Source organism: Novosphingobium sp. PC22D (assembly GCF_002556635.1).
GTDB lineage: Bacteria > Pseudomonadota > Alphaproteobacteria > Sphingomonadales > Sphingomonadaceae > Novosphingobium.
Genome location: NZ_MWMO01000015.1, coordinates 1 through 19972, shown reverse-complemented (window position 1 = coordinate 19972; position 19972 = coordinate 1). Strand labels below are relative to the sequence as shown.

Genomic DNA, 19972 nt, shown 5'->3' with positions numbered 1-19972 from the left:
TAGTTTTTCCGTTCCTGTCGCCCGACGCGCGGGCCTTGTCGCTTAAGCGACCCTGCGGAGAGTTCGCTCTAGCGGCCCTGCGGAGTCGAACCGGTCGCTGCCGGCGCGGCGGCCTGCTGCGGGCGATAGCCGCACACGGCGGCCATGGCGCTCAGCACCTGGTCGGCATTGTCGCGCGAGATCTTGCCCGGATTGTCGGCGATGACCTTGTCCAAAGATTCGCTGATCTTCTTGAGCGGATTGCCGTAAAGGCACCCGACCAGCGCGCTTTTCACCGGCTGCTCGACCTTGTCCGACTGGAGCCCTGCGATCATCACCTTGAGGTAGAGAACTGCGTTGTCCATGTCCGCCTTGCTCGGCTGGGTGGCCTCCTGGGCGGAAACCGGCCCGGCAACGAGCGCCAGTGCGACGAGGGGTGCGAGGGTGATCTTGCGCAGCATCAATCCGCCTTTCGTACGTATGTCTTTTCGTAGACGTCCACGACGATCCGGGTGCCGCTCTCGATATGCGGCGGGACCATCACCCGCACGCCGTTGTCGAGGACGGCGGGCTTGTAGCTCGAGGAGGCCGTCTGCCCCTTCACCACCGCGTCGGCCTCGACGATCGTCGCCTCGACCTGTTCGGGGAGCTGGACCGAGATGGGACGTTCCTCCCACAGCTCGAGGAGAACCTGCATGCCGTCCTGAAGGAAGGCGGCCGCATCGCCCAGCAGGTCCGCCGGAAGCTGTATCTGCTCGTATGAATCGGTATCCATGAACACAAGCTGATCGCCGTCGGCGTAAAGGTACTGGAAGTCCTTGGTATCGAGGCGCACCTTCTCGACCGTGTCGGCGCTGCGGAAGCGCACGTTGGTCTTGCGGCCGTCGATCAGGTTCTTCATCTCGACCTGCATGAACGCACCGCCCTTGCCGGGCTGGGTGTGCTGCGTCTTGGCGACCTTCCAGATGCCGTTTTCGTATTCGAGAATGTTGCCGGGGCGAATGTCGACGCCGCTGATCTTCATGGGGAGATGCCTTCGATGGGAAAGAGCGCGTAAAAAAACAGGCCGCGCCCTTAGCGTGCGTGGCCGCCCGTGGCAATTCCCCCGGGCCGATGCTAGGCTCGCGCGCGATGAAAAGACACACGCTGATAGCGCTGGCATGCGGGCTGGCCGCCGCGAGCCCGGTGCTCGCCTCGCCCGCGCCGCCACCGGTTCCGGGCGGCAGGCTGGGGACGCTGGTACAAGGCCGTTACGTGTGCGAATCGCCCGGTGACGCGACCGGGCCGGCGGGAATCGCGCTCGAGGATCTCGAGTTCCTGGTGGTCAACGGTTCGGGCTACCGGGTGCCGGCGGGGCGCGGCAGCTACCTGCTCACCGGCGACGACGTGATCATGACCGGCGGCCCGCTGCAGGGGCTTCGCCTGCACCGCATCTCGTCCGGTTTTCTGCGCCGGATCGAGGCCGACGGCGAGGACGGCGAGGTGCGCTGCGTGCTCTCCGTGCGCACGGTGGCGAATGCCCCCTATCTCACCAGCCCGGCCTCGGAGGACGACGAGGCCGACCAGCGCGAGGCCGCCGAGGCGTCGCCCTCGCGCTAACCGAATAACGCAAACCGGGACGCAAGATGCGGCCGGACCATGGGAGGGGACGACAATGGCGCAAGACACGAGCGCGGCCACCGCCGAGGCGATCCGGGCCCTGATCGACAAGGAGGCGATCCGCGACCTCGTGCTGCTCTATTCGCGCGCCGTCGACCGCAAGGACCCGGAACTGCTGCGCGATCTCTACACCGAGGACGCGACCGACACTCACGGCGACAGCTTCGACGGGTCCGCCGAGGACTATTGCAAGTTCATCGAGGCGGCGCTGCCGTACATGCCCTACAGCGGCCACCACGTGTGCAACCACCTGATCGCGATCGAGGGCGACCGCGCCAGCGGCGAGGTCTACGCGCTAGCCTACCACGTGATCTCCGACCAGACGGGCGGGAATGCGCGCGAGGAAGACTTCATGGCGGTGCGCTACATCGACAATTACCGGCGATGCGCGGACGGCAAGTGGCGCTTCTCCAAGCGGGTCGTGACCTACGACCTCAAGATCCGCAGGCCGTTCGACGGCGGCGGGCTGCTCGGTCTGGGCGCCGACGATCCCAGCTATACGGTCTGCGAGCAGGCGCTGTTCCGGCGCGGCGCGCGCGCCTGACGGCGCTCATCCGCCGCCGACGCGCGGCAGGACGATCACCTCGCTGGCGTCGGCGAGGCTCGCCGACCAGTCGTGCACGACCACGCCGTCGATCGCGAAGGCCGCGCGCACATCCGCCACGCTTGCGAAGCCGGGCGCGAGTTCGTCGAGCTTCTCGACCATGCCGAACAGGTTGGCCGCTTCGAGATCGAGCCGGTCGCTGCCGAAGAATTCGCGGTCGAGCGGGGGCATGACCACGATGCGCACGGCGCTCAGCCCTCGGGATGGAGCGCCGCGTGGACCCGGTCGGGCGAAAGCGGCAAATCGCGCAGGCGCACGCCGGTCGCGCGCGCCACGGCATTGGCGACGGCGGCAAGCGGCGGCACGATTGGCACTTCGCCGACGCCTTTCACGCCGTAGGGGTGATCGGGATTGGGCACTTCGACCATCACCGCATCGATCATCGGCAGATCCGAGGCCACGGGCATGCGGTAATCGAGGAAGCCCGCGTTATCGAGCTTGCCCTGCGCATCGTAGATATAGGTCTCGTTGAGCGCCCAGCCGATGCCCTGCACCGCGCCGCCCTGGATCTGGCCCTCGACGTAGTCGGGGTGGATGGCGCGGCCGACGTCCTGGATCGCGGTGTAGCGCAATACCGTGGTGTGCCCGGTCTCCGGATCGACCTCGACATCGCAGATGTGCACGCCGAAGCCGGGCAGCCAGCCCGCCGCGTTGAGTCCCACTTCGGCCGCGATCGGACCGCCCGAGAAAGCCGCACGCCCGGCGATCGCAGCGATCGGCATGGTCTCACCCGCCTTCGCGCCGTCGACGCAGACCGCGGCGCCGTCGCGCCATTCGACCGCCACGGGTTCGACACCCCACATCTTCGCCGCGCTCGCGAAGCGTGTCGCGGACCTTCGTCGCCGCCTCGATCACCGCCTTGCCGGTCGCGAAGGTGACGCGGCTGCCGCCCGTCACCATCGAGAAGCCGATCGAGGAGGTGTCAGTGATCGTGCAGCGCACGCTCTCGTACGGCAATTCGAGCGTCTCGGCAGCCATGATCGCCATCGAGGCGCGGCTGCCGCCGATATCGGGGCTCCCGGTGGTGACGAGCACCGACCCGTCCTCGCCGAGCGAGACCGCCGCGGTCGAAGGGCCGCCGTAGTTGCCCCAATAGCCCCCGGCGATGCCCCTGCCCTGGTTCTTGCCGAGCGGCGCCGACCAGTGCGGATGCGCCTTGGCCGCATCGAGGCATTCGATCCAGCCGATCTTGCCGTATGGCACGCCCGAGGTCTGCGGATCGCCGGGCGCCACCGCGTTCCTGAGGCGCAGTTCGAGCGGATCGAGCCCGAGCTTCGCAGCCAGTTCGTCGATCGCGCTCTCGACCGCGAAGTTCACCTGCGGCGCGCCGGGCGCGCGATAGGCCTTGGTCGCGGGCCGGTTGCACAGCACCTCGGTGCCGACCACGCGGATCGCGCCGACCTTGTAGTGGCCGATCGCGCTCGCCACGCCCGAACTGGCGGTGATCGCGGCGAAAGCGCCCGAATGATACTTGAAGTCGATGTCGGCGGCGACGAGCGTGCCCTCCGCGTCGGCCCCGATCCGCACCTCGATCACCGCTCCGGGCGCCGGGCCCGAGGCCTTGAACACCTCCTCGCGGCTCATCGCCAGACGCACGGGACGCCCCGCCTTTTTCGATAGCAGCATCGCCACCGGCTCGAGATAGACCGTTGTCTTGCCGCCGAAGCCGCCGCCGATCTCGAGCGGCGTCACGCGGATGTCGGCCTGCGGGATCATCAGCGTCGAGGCGACGAGCGAGCGGATCGCGAAGTGGCCCTGGCTCGAAGCCCAGATCTGCGCCTGCCCATCGGCATTCCACGAGGCGACGCAGGCATGCGGTTCGAGGTAGCCCTGGTGGACCGGCTCCATGGTATAGCGCCCCGCGACGACCGCCGCCGCACCCGCCAGCGCGGCTTCGACGTCGCCCCTGTCCACCGTGACCTGCATCGAGGCGTTCGACGGCGCGTCGGGCTTCGGCTCGACGCCGCGCGTGAAGTTGGCCTCGTTGACGAGCGGCGCGCCTTCGGCGAGCGCTTCTTCGAGGCCCAGGACATGCGGGAGAACTTCGTATTCGACCGCGATCAGCGCGACCGCTTCGCGCGCCGCCTCGGGGCTGGTCGCGGCGACGGCGGCGACGGCGTGACCCTCGTAGAGCGCCTTGTCGAGCGCAAGGCAGTTCTTGGCGATGTCGACCACGTCGGACGAACTCTCGCCCACGGCCATGACCTGCGACTGGAGGCTCGGGAAATCGCGACCCGTCACTATCGCCTTCACGCCCGGCAGTGCTTCGGCCTTGCGGCTGTCGATCGATACGATCCGAGCGTGGGGATGCGGGCTGCGCACGATCGCGCCCCACAGCATGCCCGCCGCCTTGAAATCGGGGCCGAACACCGCCTTGCCGGTGACCTTGTCGATCCCGTCGGGCCGGACCGGCCGCGTGCCGACATGGCGGAAGTGCTGGAAAGCTTCGGGCTTTTCGGGCGCGTTCATGCCGGCGTCCTTTCCTGGCGGAGTTCGGCTGCGGCGGCCTGCACCGCGCGCACGATCTTGTCGTAGCCGGTGCAGCGGCACAAGTTGCCCGCGAGCCAGTAGCGGATCTCGGTCTCGGTCGGGTCGGGGTTCCGGTCGACCAGCGCCTTGGCCGCGACGATGAATCCCGGAGTGCAGAAGCCGCACTGCAGCGCGCCCTTCTCGAGGAACTGGCGCTGGACGGGATGCAGCGCATTGCCCTCGGCGACGCCCTCGATCGTGGCGATCACGCGTCCCTCGGCCTCGGCGGCGAGCACCAGGCACGAGCAGACCATCTCGCCGTCGAGCACCACCGTGCAGGCCCCGCAGTCGCCCGAGCCGCAGCCTTCCTTGCTGCCGGTCAGGTCGAGTTCGCCGCGCAACACGTCGAGCAGCGTGGCGGCGGGATCGCAGAGGAACTCCGCCGCATCGCCGTTGATCGTCGTGGTGATGTGGAGCTTGCTCATGCGGCGCCTCCCGCGCGCTTGACGGCAATGAACAGGGCGCGCCGGGCCAGCGTGGCCGCCATGGCCTTGCGATAGGCGACGGTGCCGCGCTTGTCGTCGATCGGATGACACGCGGCGCGGATCGCCACGGCCATGGCCTCGAGCGCGGCATCGTCGAGCCGCGTGCCGACCAGCGCGGCGGCGGCCTCTTCCACGAGCACGACCTTGGGGCCCACCGCGCCGAGCGCGATTCGCGCGGCGGCGCAGGTGCCGTCCGGAGCCATCTCGACACTGACCCCGGCCCCGGCGACGGCGATGTCCATCTCGGTGCGCGGCGTCGAGCGCAGATAGGCGTCGCCGCCCCGCTCCAGCCGCGGCGGCAGGCGAATCTCGGCGACGAACTCGCCGGGCGTAAGCGAGGTCTTGCCCGGCGATAGCGGGATGTCGAGCACCGGCACCTCGCGCTCGCCGTTCGGCCCCGCAACCAGCACGCGCGCGTTCGCCGCAGCGAGCGCGGGAACGCTGTCGGCTGCCGGAGACGCATTGCACAGGTTGCCCGCCATGGTCGCGCGGTTGCGAACCTGGACCGAGCCGATCAGGTTGGCCGCCTCGACCACGCCCGGCCAGGCGGCGGCCAGCGCGGCGTCGGCCTTGAGCGCCGTGCACGGCGTCGCCGCGCCGATGGCGAAACCCTCGCCCATAGCGCGCACGCCCGACATGCCCGCGATCCGCTTGAGATCTACGACCGCGCTCGGCACGAAGCGGCCGCTGCGCATCTGCACGACGAGATCGGTCCCGCCCGAGAGCGGTCGCGCTCCCGGATCTGCCGCGAGCAGCGCGATCGCCGCCTCGCGCGTTTCGGGGGCGTGAAAGGACGGTGACGGCATGGACTTCTCCCGGCGGATCGCGATATTTGTCGGACCCTGCCCCGCCGCGTCAACCGCTTCTCGTCGATCCGCCCGCGGGCCGCCTCACATCGAGGGCGCGTAGCCTCCGTTGAGCGGATAGGTCTGCCCGGTGATCCAGCTCGCGGCGTCGGAGCACAGGAACGTCACCAGCGCCGCGACGTCCGCCGACTTGCCGTAGCGCCGGATCGTGTAGCGCGACAACTGCGCCTTCGCCTGTTCGGTCTCCATGAACGCGGCGAGCTGCTCTTCGGGCATGTCGGGCATCAGCGAGGACAGCGAGACCGCATTGCAGGTGACGTTGTAACGGCCCAGTTCCTTGGCGATCGAGCGCATGAAGCTCTGCGCGCCTGCCTTCGCCGAGGCATAGACCGCGAGCCGGGGCTCGCCGATACGGCCCGAATCGGAAACGATCGTCACGATCCGGCCGCGCTTGGCCGCGACCATCGCGGGAATCGCCGCGTGGCAGCAGTTGTAGACGCCGTAAAGGTTGGTGCGCAGGTAGCGATCCCAGTTCGCCGGGTCCTCCTCCCAGAACATCTGCGTGGGACGCATTTCCACGCCCGGCCCGGCCATGCCGGCGTTGTTGACGAGCACGGTCGCGGGGCCGAGTTCGTCTGCCACCGCCGCTACGGCCGCGTGCGCCGCGTCGAGATCGCCAACGTCGAACGGCGCCGCCATCGCCGGAACGCCGGTCTCGCGGATCTCCGCCGCGACCGACTCGGCGCGCTCGGCCACGAAGTCGTTCACCGCGACGCCGCCTGCGCCTTGCCGTGCGAGTTCGAGCGCGATCGCGCGCCCCGCGTTCTGGCCCGCGCCGGTTACCAGCGCCACTTGTCCGCCAAGATCAATCATGTTCCCTCTCCCAACCCGCGCGTCGTATCGCGGCGCCGCAGTCACTCCCAGAGCGCGTCCGCCGCCGCCAGCGCCTGCGCGCCGCGCCCGCCGAGTTCGGCAGTGAGCAGCTTGAGCCGGTAGGTCCACAAGTGCAGCGGATGCTCGAGCGTCATGCCCATGCCGCCAAGGAACTGGTGGTAATCGTAGCACACGCGCTTGGCCGCTTCCTGCGCGTGGAGCGCGGCGAGTGCGGCATCACCCTGATCGCCGGTCCCTGCGGCGCGCATCGCCAGCCAGTAGACGCTGTTGGTCATGACCTGGTCCTCGGCCAGGCGGTGGCGCAGGCCCTGGAACGTCGCGAGCGGGCGGCCGAACTGCTTGCGCTCGCTGGTATAGGTGACGACCGACTGCAGCGCGGCGGCGAGTAACCCGGAGGCTTCCGCCGCCAGCGCGAGACGCCAGCAGCGCAGGATCTCGGCAGCCTCGACATCGTGCGAAGTGAGTGCGTCGGGCAGCTCGGTGAGGAACGCGACCGGGTAGGCGTAGAGCGTATCTTCCTGCGCCGGGCGAATCATCTCTGCGGAAGCGGTGAAGCTGCGCACGCCCGAGGCCCCGACGACGAGCACCGTCGCCCCTTCCTTGAGGAAGCGCACCGGCTTGCGCAGGCGGCCTTCCTCGACGAGGCATAGCGGCCGGGGCAGCTCGGGATCGACCGCATGGCGCACGAGCGCCGAGGCAGCGGCCTCGACCGCGAAGGGCAGCCGCGCGAGCCGCTCGACCACGAGCGCGGCGGTCACCGGCCCCAGTTCCTCTTCGGCCATGACATCGAGAAACCCGCCCTCGACGAGCTCGGCATCGAGCGCGTCGCTGGACAGCGCCAGCGAAACGTCGTGCATCGGCACGCTGGCGAACGGTTTCGTCAGCGTATCGACGAAATCGAGGATCTGGCTCTGGTCTTCGCTCAGCGACAGCTTCATCAGCGCGGCTCCCTCGGCAGTTCGAGCACTTCGCTCGCGATGATGTTGAGCTGGATCTCGGCCGATCCGGCGGCGACGCCGGCGACGATCCCGCGCTGGTGATGCATCTTGAGGTAGGGCGCGGCGCCCGCCAGCGCCTCGGGAACGAACTCGACCACGAATTCGCAGACCGCGCGCTCGGCCATCACCGTCGCATAGCGCGCCGAACTCGATTCGGCGCCGATCGAAAGCCCGTCGACGCGCTTCTGGACGACGGCGTAGTTCGCCGTGCCCGCCGCCTCGCAGAGCGCGGCGCAGCGGGCCGCCTCGATGCGCACCGCCTCGCCGCCGAAGTCGCCGGCCTGCTTGAGCATCGCCACCGCCCGGTCGAGCGCGGCGCGCGCCAGCACGAAGCGCGGGATGCCGAGCCGCTCGTTGCGCAACGAATAGGCGATGATCTCCCAGGCCTGCCCCTCGTCGCCGAAGCGCGCGCTTTCGGGCACCGTGACGTCGTCGAAGAAGACTTCGTGGATGTCGCCCTCGCCGATCAGCGACGGGATCTGCCGCACGGTGATGCCCGGCGTATCCATCGGCACGAGGAAAATGGTGATGCCCTTCTTGCGGTCGTCGCTGGTGCGCGTGAGCAGGAAGCAGGTGTCGGCGAGCCCGGCGTAGCTGGTCCAGATCTTCTGGCCGTTGATGACGTAGTTGCCCTCGGTGAAGACCGCGCGGGTGCGTAGCGAGGCAAGGTCGGAGCCCGCGTCGGGCTCGGAGAAGCCCTGGCACCACAGCGATTCGCCGCGCGTGATCGGCGCGAGATAGCGCGCCTTCTGTTCGTCGCTGCCGTAGCGTTCGAGCGTCGGGCCGATCCAGTTGACGTTCATGTACTGACCGCCGCGCGGCTCGCCCGCGATCCACATCTCCTCGGAGAGGATCTGCTGCTCCCAGGGGCCAAGGCCCTCGCCGCCCATCTCCCTGGGCCAATGCGGGAAGAGAAGACCCGCCTCGGCGAGTTTGACGCAGAATTCGCGCGCGAAGGCGGTCAGCGCGGGAGACGCCGGGCCATGCTCGGAGAAATTCTCCCAGTCATCGGGCAGGTTCGCGCCGAGAAAGTCGCGGATCGTCTGCCGGAAGGCCTGCTGATCCTCGGTCCAATCGAATTCCATCGCGTCCCCTCGCCTCTCGGATACGTCCTGTACGGCCGCTCAGCGCGTTAGCCAGACGGCCGCGCTCTAACAAGGGGTGGCGCGATCCGACGCCAGGGCGATCGCGCCCGACAAGCGCGGCTTGTCATGGCTGCAAACCCATACAGGCCCGTTCTGTATGGGCTTCACAGCCTTACAGGCGCACAGACACGCACTTACACATATGCGTGTAAACACGTGCCGATTCGCACAAAGATTCCTGTAAGACCTTACTGACGCACCGCCCCGACCGCTTCCGGCGCGAGATAGCGCGTGGTCGAGATGCCCCCGTCGACCGCGATCGTCTGGCCGTTGATGAACCCCGCCTCGTCCGAGCAAAGGAAGACGACCATGTTGGCGACGTCCGCCGTGGTCGCTTCGCGGTCGCTCGGAGTGAGTTCGTGGTTTGTGCGCCGGAAGAAGTCGAGGTCCCAGAACGCGTCGGTCATCTCGGTGCGCACCACCGAGGGCGCGACGTAGTTGGTGCGGATGCCCTTCGCGCCGTACTCCGCCGCCATTGTCTGGGTAAGTCCGATCTGGCCCGACTTGACCACCGAGTAGGCCCCGCCCCCGGGCGTGCCGTAGAGACCCCAGGTCGAGCCGATAAAGACGAACGAGCCGCCCTTGCCGATGTGCTTGAGCGCCTCGCGGCACAGGCGGAACGGCGCGCGCATCGAGATCGAGAGCACTTCGTCGAGCATCTCGTCGGTGGTCTGGTCGACCGGGCCGAAATTGAACGACCCAGCATTGTTGACGACGATATCGAGCCTGCCGAACGCGGCGATCGCGCCGCCGACGATCTTCTCCGGAGCGTCGTCGGCGGTAGCGTCGACCGCGACGAAATCGAAGTCCATCGTACCCGCAAGCGCGTCCTTTAGCGCCTGGAGCTTGCCCGCGTTGCGTCCCGTGCCCAGCACCTTGACGCCCCGCGCGCCCAGCGCCCGCACGATCGCCTCGCCGATCCCGCCGGCCGCGCCGGTGACGATCGCTACCTTGCCTTCCATCTCGTTCATCCCGTCTGGAGTTGTCGTGTCAGCCGCGCAGGTTGCCCGACCGCTCGGCGATGTCGTTCGCCGCGATATAGCCGAAGGTCATCGCCGGGCCGATTGTCGCGCCCGCGCCGGGATAAGCGTCGCCGAAGGGCGTGCCCGCGTTGTTGCCCGCCGAATAGAGCCCCGCGATCGGCCGCCCCTCGCCATCGAGCACGCGCGCGCGCGCATCGCAGCGCAGCCCGCCTTTGGTGCCGAGATCGCCGTTGTTGATCGGCACGGCATAGTAGGGCGCGGTATCGATCGGTCCGATGTTGGGATTGGGTGTCGAAACCGGATCGCCGAACATCTGGTCGTAGGCGTTCATACCGCGTCCGAATTCGGGATCGATGCCGGTCCTGGCATAGTCGTTCATCTTGGCGACGGTCTGCTGCACCGCATCGACCGGCAAGTGGACCTTGCGGCACAGTTCCTCGATGGTGTCGGCGCGAAAAACGTAGTGATCCCACCAGTCCTTCGGCACCTTCTTCTCGGGTGTGTGAACCGTGGGCATGAGCCCGCCCGCGCTGAACTTCCTGCGGAACTTGGCGTCGAAGATCAGCCAGCACGGCATGTTCGCGCCGGTCGCGAGGTGGTCGCGCACCATCGCCTGCCCGAACTGGTCGTAGCCGCAGGCCTCGTCGACGAAGCGCACGCCATTGCGGTTGACGACGACGCTCCATGGCCGCCCGACGTCGAAGGCCGACTGATGGATCTCGTGGAAATTCGACGCACCTTTCATCGGCAGCGTCATCGTCGGCATCCACCAGCCCTGTTCGGTATGCTCGGTCGATGCGCCGATCTTCTCCGCCGCGATCAGCGCCTCGCCGCGGTTGGCGTCCTCGGGGGTTGAGGAATGGCGGGTCAGGCCCGGAATCGGGTAGAAACGGTCACGCAGTTCCTGGTTCCACTCGAACCCGCCCGCCGCGAGCACCACGCCATGCCGCGCATGGACCTCGTAAGAGCGGCCGAAGTTGGAGACCTCGGCGCCGGTCACCCGGCCCGACTCGTCCACCACGAGCCGTTCGAGCTTGGTTTCGAGCCGCAGTTCGACCCCTCGCGCGAACACTTGCTTGTAGGTCGCGCCCATCAGCGCCGCGCCCTGCGTGAAACGCCGGTCGCGATGCGAGACCCGGCGGGTGCCACGGTCCAGCCAATAGCGCCCGATCACCTTGCCCGCGACCGTGCGCCAGCCCTTGGACTGCATCATCAGCGCGAAAGTTTCGGTGAGGTCCATCGCGTAACGGCCGAACAGCTTGAAGCGGTTGTACTGCTCGCGCATCAGCGCATAGCGATCATCGCCCAGTTCGCGCCCGTCGAAAGTGGGCACGATCACCGAACGGTCGGCGCGCGCCCCCGGATTGTCCGGAAAGTAGTCGGGCCAGGCGGCGGCCATGACCTCGACCCCGGTATTCTTGAGGTAGTGCAGCATCTTGGGCGATTCATCGACGAAGGCCTCGAGTCGTTCGCGATTGACCTCCTTGCCGATCACGCTGTCGAGATAGGTGAATGTCGATTCGCGGCTGTCGCCCTTGTCGCCTTCGAGCTGGTGATTCGGAATCCACATCACCCCGCCCGATGTCGCCGACGTGCCGCCGAACTTGTGCGCCTTCTCCAGGATGAGGACCGTCATGCCGAGATCGGCGGCCCGCAGTGCCGCCATCGCGCCCGCCGCGCCCGACCCGACGACAACGACGTCGAACGTCTCATTCTCTATCAATTTGCTCTCCCGGATCTGCCGCGTGGGGCATCGCGCTCCTTATCACCAGCACGACTTGCCGGAGAAATGACCGCCGGGGTACAGCAACTTGCTTGCCCCTGCTCTGGCCCGCCCGGCTGGATTGCGCCATGGCGTCTCGCGAAGCAGGGCGTGGGGCGCAATATCTTGAGAAGAGACGAACCTATCCGATGAGCGAGAAGACATTCGTAGCCGTAGCCAAGACCGCGGACGTGCCCGCCGGCGGCAAGATCGTGGTCGAGGTGGAAGGCACCTCGATCGTGCTGTGCAACACCAAGGACCGCATCTTCGCGGTGCGCAACTTGTGCAGTCATGCCTACGAGACTCTCGAGTGCGGCCGCGTGCGCAACGGCTGGATCTCCTGCCCGGTCCACGGCGCGCGGTTCGACCTCGAGACCGGACAGCCGATGAACCCGCCCGCAACGATGCCGATCGACACCTTCGAGGTGCGCATCGCGGGCGACACGATCGAAGTCGCGGTCTGATTTCGCCTTGGCGTCCGGCAGGGTCTGGACGTGCGTACAGTCTGAGGGCATGGAAGCGCCGATGAGAGAAGAGGACACCCTGGACGCGCTGCGGACCGAAGTCCGCGGCTGGATGGAAAAGAACGCGCCAAAGGACTGGCGTGACGCGAGCCGCACGCAGGACGATTTCGTCGCGACCCAGCGATCGTGGTTCGCGAAGCTCGTCGAGGGCGGCTACGCGATTCCGCACTGGCCCGCCGATTGGCCGGGCGGCGGCCGCAGCCTTGCCGAGCAGAAGGTGATCTACGAGGAGCTCGCGCGGATCGACGCGCCGCGCCTGCTGCTCTCGTTCGTCTCGACCTACCACGCCTTTGCCACGCTCCACGAATGCGCCAGCGCCGAACAAAAGGCCAAGTATCTGCCGCGCATCCTCAAGGGCGAGACTTGGTGCCAGGGCTTTTCCGAGCCCGGCGCGGGCTCCGACCTCGCCGCGCTCAAGACCAAGGCGGTGCGCGAGACGCGCGACGGCCGCGAGGTCTATGTCGTCAACGGCCAGAAGGTCTGGTCGACCATGGCCCAGTTCGCCGACATGTGCCTGCTGCTGGTGCGCACGTCGAACGACGGCCCCAAGCAGGCCGGGATCACCTACCTGCTGATGGACATGAAGACGCCCGGCGTCTCGGTGAGCCCGATCAACCAGATCCAGGGCGACGAGGAATTCGCCGAGATCTTCCTCGACAACGTCGCAATTCCGGTCGAACAGCGTGTCGGCGAGGAAGGCAAGGGCTGGGCCGTGGCCCAGGCGACTCTCGCGTCCGAGCGCGGCCTGACGCTGATGGAGCTGAGCTACCGCATGCGCGGCGCCTTGTGGCGCGTCGCCGAACTGATCCGCAAGAACGGCTACGAAAACGATGCCGGGGTGCTGCGCGACTTCGGCGGACTGGTGACGCAGGTCGATGCGGTCTGCGCGATCGCCGACCAGTTCCTCGACAACCGGATCAAGGGCATCGAGCGGGTCGGCGACGCCTCGATCGTCAAGAACGCCTATAGCCGGGCCCTGCGCGCCTATTCGCTGCTCGGGCTGCGGCTGGGCGGCATGGACGAGCAATATCTCGCGCCGATCACCTTCGGCGATCTCAATACCGGCAACTGGATGGCCGACTTCATGAACTCCTACGCCTGGACGATCGCCGGCGGCAGCGAGGAAGTGCAGCGCAACATCATCGCCGAGCGCATGCTCGAACTCCCCCGCGAACCGAAGACCTGGGTGCTGGCATGATCGAACTTCGCGAACTCACCGACGCCGCGCAGAAGGCCTTCCCCGCCGACACGCTCTCGCCCGGCCGCGACGCGAGCTGGGAACTGGTCGCCGAGATGGGCTGGCTGATGATCCGACTGCCGGAGGAACTCGATGGCCTCGGCCTCGGCCGTGAGGCATCGACCGCGATCCACTACGAGATGGGCCGCGTGCTCTCCTCCGCGCCGCTGATCCCGGCGCAGCTCGGCTTGCAGACAATCCTCGCGAGCGAAACTCTGGCAAGTCGCGGCGAATGGGCCGAGCGCATCGCCGGGGGCGAATACGTGCCGCTGCACATGCTGCCGACAAAGCTCGAGACCGGGTCCGACGGCGCGCTCAGCGGCACCGTCTCGGGCGTGTTCGAGGCCGACATGGCGAGCGCGGTGGTCGCGTTCCTGCCCGGCGGCTACCAGATCGTCCCGCTCGACGCGACCGGCGTTTCGGTCAGCGAACGCGCGATCTGGGACCCGAGCCGGCGGCTGTTCGACCTCGTGCTCGACGGCTACACGCCCGATCCGGCGCTCGCCATCGCCGACCGCGACCGCTCGATCGCGCTCCACGATGCGCTGGCGCCCGAAGCGCACCTCGCACTCGCCGCCGATTGCCTCGGCGGCGCGGCGGCGGCGCTCGACATGTCGGTCGAATACATGAAGATGCGCAAGCAGTTCGAACGGCCGATCGGGATGTTCCAGGCGCTCAAGCACCGCGCCGCCGACTGCAAGATCCGCGTCGTGTCGAGCGAGGCGATGCTTTGGGGACGTGCGCGCGACGAGACGGTCAGCTACGTCCAGATGGGCGCGCTCAAGACGCACGCGGCCGAATGCTTCCAGTGGGTGACCGAGGAAGCGATCCAGTTCCACGGCGGCATCGGCCTCACGGAGGAACACCAGTGCCACCTCTTCATGAAGCGCGCGATGCTCAACCTGCAGCTTTGCGGCGCGCCCGATCTGTGGAAGGAGCGCGCCGGCCGCGCGGCCCTCGCGGCGCTGGCCTAGGTTCGCGCGCTCAGGTCATGCGGCAGGGATAGACCGTCTGCCGATCGGCGAAGTAGTCCTTCAGCAGAAATGTCTTCGAGCCGGTCGAAATGATCTGCAGCGTGCGCTTGCCCGAATAGCCGCCGTTGACAGGAATCGCATCGACGAAGTTGTTCTCGCCGCTGAGCGTGTAGCGCCCGTAGACGGTATCGATATGGCCTTTCCAGTGGGTGGTCGTGTTGCCCGAGCCAACGATGCCGGCGAAACGGCCGCCGCTGGCATAGACATCGTAGTCGCCGTAAATCTCGTACTGGGCGTAAAGCAGCGCCGAAGCGCCGCCGACATTGCACGTCGCCTTGACGAAGCCGGACGACGGCCCCGCCGAGGCGGGCGCGCCGAAGCTCGCGCCTGCGAGAGCCAGACCGCCAAGACCGAGCGCGAGATTGCGATGAAACCGAAGTCGCATGTGAGGACCTCCATCTCTGCCAATGATGCTGCGATTGTCCGCTTTTCCGCAGGGACGGGCAACGTGAGTTATGCCACATCGGACAGGCTCCGCAGGGCATCTTGCCGAAGCCCCGAAGCCGCGGAGCGCAACGCCGCGAGTTCTCGCGCGTTTGCCCCGGCATGAGCGAAACCTCCGGGACCGTCACCCACATCCGCAAGAACATCGTGCTCTACGGCGCGCTCGTGGCGAACCTGGCCATTGCCGTGGCCAAATTCATCGCCGCCGGGCTGAGCGGCTCGTCCTCGATGATGACCGAAGGCATTCACTCGCTGGTCGACAGCGGCAACCAGGTCCTCCTGCTCTATGGCCAGAAGCGCGCGGCGCGACCGCCCAATCCGGCGCATCCCTTCGGCTACGGCCGCGAACTCTATTTCTGGGCTTTCGTCGTCGCGATCCTGATCTTTGCGGTCGGCGCCGGCGTTTCGATCTACGAGGGGGTCGTCCACATCCAGAACCCGCACCCGATCGAGGACCCGACGCTTAACTACGTCGTGTTGGCGATCGCCTTCGCGCTCGAGGGCACATCATGGACGATCGCGGTGCGCGAGTTTCGCGACAAGGTCGGCGATGAAACCTGGTGGGAGGCGGTGCGCCGGTCCAAGGACCCGCCCGCGTTCATCGTCCTGTTCGAGGACAGCGCCGCGCTGATCGGCCTCGTCATCGCCGCGATCGGCGTCTGGGCGAGCGTCCACTTCGGCGATGCGCGGATCGACGGCGCCGCCTCGGTCGCGATCGGGCTGGTGCTGGCCACCGTCGCGATCCTGCTCGCCCGCGAATCGAAGGGGCTGTTGATCGGAGAAGCGGCCGATCCCGACCTCATCGCCAGACTGCGCGGCGTACTCGACGGCCACCCGGCGATCGATGCGGTCAATCACGTGCGCACCGTTCACACCGGACCCGAAAGCGTGTTCGTCGCGGTCAGCGCCGACTTCGCCGACGACCTCGCGATGGGCGAGGCCGAGACGCTGATCGAGGAGATGGAAACGCGGATGCGGGCAATCTCGCCGATCATCTCGTCGATCTATATCCGGCCCGAGAAACGGGGCGACGCCTACGTCGAGTAAAACGGCGAGGCCCCTCCCCGCGCGGGCGGGCAGGGGCCTCGATACGATTGCAATGTCCCGCGCGTCACACGAGAGCCGAGCGGTCGCCCGCCTCGCGGCAACGCGTCGCGAACTACTTCCCGCAGATCGTCTTGGCGGCAGCCACAACGTCGGCCGGCTGGATCAGATAGGCGTCCTCGAGCTTCTTGGCGAAGGGCACCGAACAATAGGGGGCGCCAAGCCGCATCGGCGCGGCCTTGAGCTTGCCCCACAGGTTCTCGCTCGCGGTCTGGCAGATCTCCGCGCCCGGGCCGAAGTTCTTGCCCGCCTCGTGCACCACGAGCAGCCGGCCTGTCTTCTCGGCCGAGGCCAGCACAGTCTGCTTGTCCCACGGCGAAATCGTGCGCAGGTCGATCACCTCGGCCGAAATGCCCGCTTCGCCCAGGCCCTCCATCGCCTGCATCACGCGGTACATTTGCGAGCCGTAGGAGACGATCGTCACGTCGCTGCCCGGGACCACGACATTGGCCTTGCCGAGCGGGATCGGCCCCTGGTTCACCGGCACTTCACCCGGCACGAACAGCGTCATGCCGGTCTCGATGATGATCACCGGATCGGGGTCCTGGATCGCCGAGAGATAGAGGCCCTTGAAGTCGGCCGGGAAGGTCGGGACGACGACCTTGATGCCGGCGGTGTGGCAGAACCACGCCTCGTAGAAGTCGGCGTGCTGGCCGGCGGTCTGGTTGCCCGCCCCGGTCAGCGTGCGGATCACCAGCGGCACCTGGCTCTGGCCGCCCGACATGAAGCGCAGCTTGGCCGCGTGATTCACGATCATGTCCATCGCCACGGTCGTGAAGTTCATCAGCATGATCTCGGCGATCGGCTTGTAGCCGGCCATCGCCGCGCCGATCGCCGCGCCCATGATCGACTGCTCCGCGATCGGCGTCGAGCGCACGCGCAAGTCGCCGTACTTGGTCGACAGGCCCCGGCTGACCCCGACGACACCGCCGCCCTCGCGGTCGGCGACATCCTCGCCCAGCATGATGACCTTCTCGTCGGCGGCCATCGCCTCGTCGATCGCGGCGTTGATCGCGGCGACACCGGTCATCTTCACGGTTTCAACCTTGTCCATGGTTTCAGCACTCATGCCGGAATCTCCTCGGCGAATACGTCGCGACGCAGCTCCTCCATCGGCGGGAATTCGGATGCGACGCCGAATTCGATCGCTTCCTGAACCTCTGCCTCGATCGCGGTCTTCATTTCCTCGAGCTGCGCTTCGGTCACCACACCGTCGTCGATCAGCTTCTGGCGGTACTTGGGCAGCGGGTCCTTTTCCTTGGCGGCATCGAGTTCGCCCGGGTCCATGTACTTGTTGTCGTCCCCGATCAGGTGGCCGCAGAACCGGAAGGTCTTGCACTCGAGCAGCGTCGGCCCCTCGCCCGCACGGGCGCGCTCGATCGCCTCGTAGGCATGCTGCCAAACGTCGACCGGATCGTTGCCGTCGACGGTGTAGCCCGGCATGCCGTAGCCGATCGCGCGCTTGGCGATATAGTCCACCGACGTGCCGTTCTCGTAGCGCGTGTGCTCGGCGAACCCGTTGTTCTGGCACACGAAGATCACCGGCAGCTTCCAGACCGAGGCGAGGTTCAGCGATTCGTGGAAGGCGCCGATGTTGCTCGCACCGTCGCCGAAGTAGGCGATCGTGACCTGCTTGCTGCCGTCGAGCAGCGCCGCCCAGCCGAAGCCATTGGCGATCGGCATCGACGAGCCGACGACGCCGGTGGTGACCATCACGCCGGTCTCGGGATGGGTGAGGTGCATCGGCCCGCCCTTGCCCTTGCAGGTGCCGTCGACCTTGCCCATGATTTCGGCCCAGAGCGGCTTGAGCGGCATGTCCTTGGCGACCATGTCGTGAATGCCGCGATAGATCGTGCAGATCTTGTCGTCGTCGTTCAGCAGGTTCGAGATCGCCGCGGGAATGCACTCCTGCCCCCGGCCCGAATAGTAAGGCGCGGTGATGCGGCCGCGACGAATCTGCGTCTGCGTCGCATCGTCGTTGCGCTCGATCCGCAGCATGCGGCGATAGATGTCGAGCTGCGTGGCGGCATCGGGCGTGGCCCTGTTGGTCAATGTGTCGCTCATCATTCCTCTCTCAAAAGCCTCCGTGACCGACGTACGGCTGAACAACAGTTCAGTACCCGTCGCACGCTACGTTTCAAGGGGGACGTTTCAAAGGGGGCTTCAGGCAACCGGCGCCGTCGCGGCCCCGAGCCGTTTCGCCGCCAGATCGCGCACCACGCTTGACTTCACCTTTTCGCTCCCGGTGATCGCATAGTCTTCATCGGTGAAGAACAGCACCCGGCGCGGCACCTTGAAGCTGGCGATCTCCGCCTTGCAGCGCGCGATGATGGTGCTTTCGGCGAGCTCGGCGCCGTCGATCGGAACCACGCAGGCGACCACGATCTCTCCCAGCATATCGTCGGGCACGCCGACCGTCTGCGTACGCTTGACCCCCGGAATCCGGGCGATCACGTCGTCGACCTCGACCGGCGAGACGTTCGCCCCGCCGGTCTTGATCATCTCGGTGAGCCGGCCTTCCCAGTAGAATCGCCCGGTCTCGTCGACCCGGCCGCCGTCACCGGTACAAAAAAAGCCCTCGGCGTCGAAACAATCCTCCGGGGCCTTGCCGAGGTACCCCGACATCAGCGTCGGCCCCTTGATGCACATCTCTCCGACGACGCCGCGCGGCACGATCCGTCCCGATATCGGCTCGACGATCTTTAGCGTGTTGCCCGGCAAGGGCGCGCCGAAGCTGCCTTCATAGAACGCCGCGTCGGTGTCGGCGGTGAACGAGGTGCAGATCGTCATGGTCTCGGTGCAGCCGAACGACATCGGCACGCGCCAGTCGGTATCGACCGTGGGATGCTCCCAGATCCGCTCGCCGCGCGGCACGTACTTGAGGCTCGACAAATCCGCCGAAGCCCAGCCCTCCGCCGCCTGCAGACGTGCCCACTGATGCGGACGCCCATTGATGAAAGCGAGCTTTTCGGCCTGGATCAGCGCCAACGCCTCGTCGGCATCGAAGGTCTGCTGGAGCACGACCGCGCCGCCGGTCGAAAGGGCCGCGCCGACGACCATGCTGACGTTGCCCGACCAGAAGAAGCCGTTGCCGGTCCAGCTTCGCACCGGCTCCTTCATCGCGAAGACGCGCGGCCAGCGCCACCACTGGATGGCGAAGGCGCGCTGCGAATGGACGATGCCCTTGGGCAGGCTGGTCGTGCCCGAGGAGAAGAAGATGCCGCCGGTGTCCGCCGGATGCACCTTGTCGGCGCGCACGAAGACCGTCGCCTCGTCGACCGCCGCTCCGCGCGCGAGGAACTGGGCCCAGGTCTCGACCTTGCCGCCGGCGCTCGAGCCGGGGTCCTCTCCGATCACGCCGCCGAGCGAGACGAGATGGCGCAGGAACGGAAAATGCGGCGAAACCGTATCGATAGGATCGTTCGCGATGCCCGGATCGCAGCCGATCAGCATCTCGTGAAAGTCCTTCTTGAGCACCCGCTGCTCGAACAGAAGAAGCGAAACCTGCGATGCCGAGACGAGGTGGTCGAGTTCGCCCGGGGTCGAGAACGTGCTCAGCGCGACCGGCACGCCGCCCGCCAGCGCGATCCCGAACAGGCTCGAGAGAAACTCGGGCCGGTTGGTCATGAGGATGCCGACGCGCGTTTCCTTGCCCACGCCGCAGGCGATCAGTGCGCGAGAAACCTCGACCGCGCGCGCAAGCAGATCGTCGCCGGTGAAGAACGCTGAAGCCCGCAGGAAAGCGTGGGTTTTATCGAAGTCCAAGTAATCGAAATCACAAGGTT

At 67.2% G+C, this 19972-nt stretch carries 20 protein-coding genes and 1 pseudogene; 6 read left to right on the top strand and 15 right to left on the bottom strand.

All coding sequences use genetic code 11. The features are described 5' to 3' along the window. Window positions 1-68 precede the first annotated feature (68 nt). Together B2G71_RS18525 and efp are read right to left on the bottom strand one after the other, a co-directional pair. Window positions 69-440 carry a hypothetical protein gene (locus B2G71_RS18525; protein ID WP_098108205.1) on the bottom strand — a complete coding sequence of 124 codons (372 nt, stop codon included), beginning with the start codon at window positions 438-440 and terminating at the stop codon, window positions 69-71. Beyond that, on the bottom strand, window positions 440-1003 hold the full coding sequence (gene efp, locus B2G71_RS18520; protein WP_098108204.1) for an elongation factor P: 564 nt from the start codon (window positions 1001-1003) through the stop codon (window positions 440-442). The genes B2G71_RS18525 and efp overlap by 1 nt, the downstream gene beginning before the upstream one ends. Window positions 1004-1110: 107 nt before the next feature. Between efp and B2G71_RS18515 the strand changes: the two genes are divergently transcribed. Beyond that, window positions 1111-1578 carry a hypothetical protein gene (locus tag B2G71_RS18515; protein WP_206049453.1) on the top strand — a complete coding sequence of 156 codons (468 nt, stop codon included), beginning with the start codon at window positions 1111-1113 and terminating at the stop codon, window positions 1576-1578. 55 nt (window positions 1579-1633) lie between these two features. Continuing rightward, complete coding sequence (locus B2G71_RS18510; RefSeq protein WP_098108203.1) at window positions 1634-2182, top strand: nuclear transport factor 2 family protein; 549 nt, start codon at window positions 1634-1636, stop codon at window positions 2180-2182. A gap of 6 nt (window positions 2183-2188) precedes the next feature. Here B2G71_RS18510 and B2G71_RS18505 read toward each other — a convergent pair whose 3' ends face one another. The 9 genes and pseudogenes from B2G71_RS18505 to B2G71_RS18465 all read right to left on the bottom strand — a co-directional run bounded on the left by B2G71_RS18505 (window position 2189) and on the right by B2G71_RS18465 (window position 11805). Next, entirely contained in the window at window positions 2189-2428 is a 240-nt protein-coding gene (locus B2G71_RS18505; protein WP_240530223.1) for a MoaD/ThiS family protein, read from the bottom strand. Window positions 2429-2433: 5 nt separating this feature from the next. Continuing rightward, a pseudogene (locus B2G71_RS18500) lies at window positions 2434-4582 on the bottom strand (xanthine dehydrogenase family protein molybdopterin-binding subunit). Between the two features lie 125 nt (window positions 4583-4707). Further along, on the bottom strand, window positions 4708-5196 hold the full coding sequence (locus B2G71_RS18495) for a (2Fe-2S)-binding protein (RefSeq protein WP_098108202.1): 489 nt from the start codon (window positions 5194-5196) through the stop codon (window positions 4708-4710). Further along, the gene (locus B2G71_RS18490) at window positions 5193-6062 is read right to left on the bottom strand and encodes a xanthine dehydrogenase family protein subunit M (protein WP_098108201.1); all 870 of its coding nucleotides are present in this window, start codon (window positions 6060-6062) and stop codon (window positions 5193-5195) included. The genes B2G71_RS18495 and B2G71_RS18490 overlap by 4 nt, the downstream gene beginning before the upstream one ends. 84 nt (window positions 6063-6146) lie before the next feature. Then, window positions 6147-6935, bottom strand: a complete 789-nt coding sequence (locus B2G71_RS18485; protein ID WP_098108200.1) for an SDR family NAD(P)-dependent oxidoreductase — start codon at window positions 6933-6935, stop codon at window positions 6147-6149. A gap of 41 nt (window positions 6936-6976) precedes the next feature. After that, a complete protein-coding gene (locus B2G71_RS18480; RefSeq protein WP_098108199.1) occupies window positions 6977-7894 on the bottom strand; it encodes an acyl-CoA dehydrogenase family protein in 918 nt (305 codons plus the stop codon). Then, on the bottom strand, window positions 7894-9039 hold the full coding sequence (locus B2G71_RS18475; protein ID WP_098108198.1) for an acyl-CoA dehydrogenase family protein: 1146 nt from the start codon (window positions 9037-9039) through the stop codon (window positions 7894-7896). Before B2G71_RS18475 ends, B2G71_RS18480 begins: the two co-directional genes overlap by 1 nt. 248 nt (window positions 9040-9287) lie before the next feature. Beyond that, window positions 9288-10061 (bottom strand): SDR family oxidoreductase, encoded by a 774-nt coding sequence (locus B2G71_RS18470; protein WP_098108292.1) that lies wholly within the window; start codon window positions 10059-10061, stop codon window positions 9288-9290. A 28-nt stretch (window positions 10062-10089) separates the two neighbouring features. Beyond that, window positions 10090-11805 (bottom strand): FAD-dependent oxidoreductase, encoded by a 1716-nt coding sequence (locus B2G71_RS18465; protein WP_098108197.1) that lies wholly within the window; start codon window positions 11803-11805, stop codon window positions 10090-10092. Window positions 11806-11993: 188 nt separating this feature from the next. Here B2G71_RS18465 and B2G71_RS18460 point away from each other — a divergent pair, with 188 nt between their 5' ends. The 3 genes from B2G71_RS18460 (at window position 11994) to B2G71_RS18450 (ending at window position 14579) form a co-directional block, all read left to right on the top strand. Then, entirely contained in the window at window positions 11994-12308 is a 315-nt protein-coding gene (locus tag B2G71_RS18460; RefSeq protein WP_098108196.1) for a non-heme iron oxygenase ferredoxin subunit, read from the top strand. Window positions 12309-12369: 61 nt separating this feature from the next. Continuing rightward, complete coding sequence (locus B2G71_RS18455) at window positions 12370-13566, top strand: acyl-CoA dehydrogenase family protein (protein ID WP_240530222.1); 1197 nt, start codon at window positions 12370-12372, stop codon at window positions 13564-13566. After that, window positions 13563-14579 (top strand): acyl-CoA dehydrogenase family protein, encoded by a 1017-nt coding sequence (locus tag B2G71_RS18450; RefSeq protein WP_098108194.1) that lies wholly within the window; start codon window positions 13563-13565, stop codon window positions 14577-14579. Before B2G71_RS18455 ends, B2G71_RS18450 begins: the two co-directional genes overlap by 4 nt. Before the next feature lie 10 nt (window positions 14580-14589). Here the strand turns inward: B2G71_RS18450 and B2G71_RS18445 are convergent, their stop codons facing one another. Beyond that, on the bottom strand, window positions 14590-15024 hold the full coding sequence (locus tag B2G71_RS18445; RefSeq protein ID WP_098108193.1) for a hypothetical protein: 435 nt from the start codon (window positions 15022-15024) through the stop codon (window positions 14590-14592). 161 nt (window positions 15025-15185) lie between these two features. Between B2G71_RS18445 and B2G71_RS18440 the strand changes: the two genes are divergently transcribed. Further along, window positions 15186-16130, top strand: coding sequence for a cation diffusion facilitator family transporter (locus B2G71_RS18440; RefSeq protein ID WP_098108192.1), 945 nt, complete (start codon window positions 15186-15188; stop codon window positions 16128-16130). A gap of 112 nt (window positions 16131-16242) precedes the next feature. Here the strand turns inward: B2G71_RS18440 and B2G71_RS18435 are convergent, their stop codons facing one another. The 3 genes from B2G71_RS18435 to B2G71_RS18425 all read right to left on the bottom strand — a co-directional run. Further along, on the bottom strand, window positions 16243-17256 hold the full coding sequence (locus tag B2G71_RS18435; RefSeq protein ID WP_206049452.1) for a transketolase C-terminal domain-containing protein: 1014 nt from the start codon (window positions 17254-17256) through the stop codon (window positions 16243-16245). Beyond that, on the bottom strand, window positions 17253-18251 hold the full coding sequence (locus tag B2G71_RS18430; RefSeq protein WP_098108291.1) for a thiamine pyrophosphate-dependent dehydrogenase E1 component subunit alpha: 999 nt from the start codon (window positions 18249-18251) through the stop codon (window positions 17253-17255). Before B2G71_RS18430 ends, B2G71_RS18435 begins: the two co-directional genes overlap by 4 nt. Window positions 18252-18350: 99 nt before the next feature. Further along, window positions 18351-19972: class I adenylate-forming enzyme family protein (locus B2G71_RS18425; protein WP_141521610.1), on the bottom strand; the 1622-nt coding region annotated here is incomplete at its 5' end.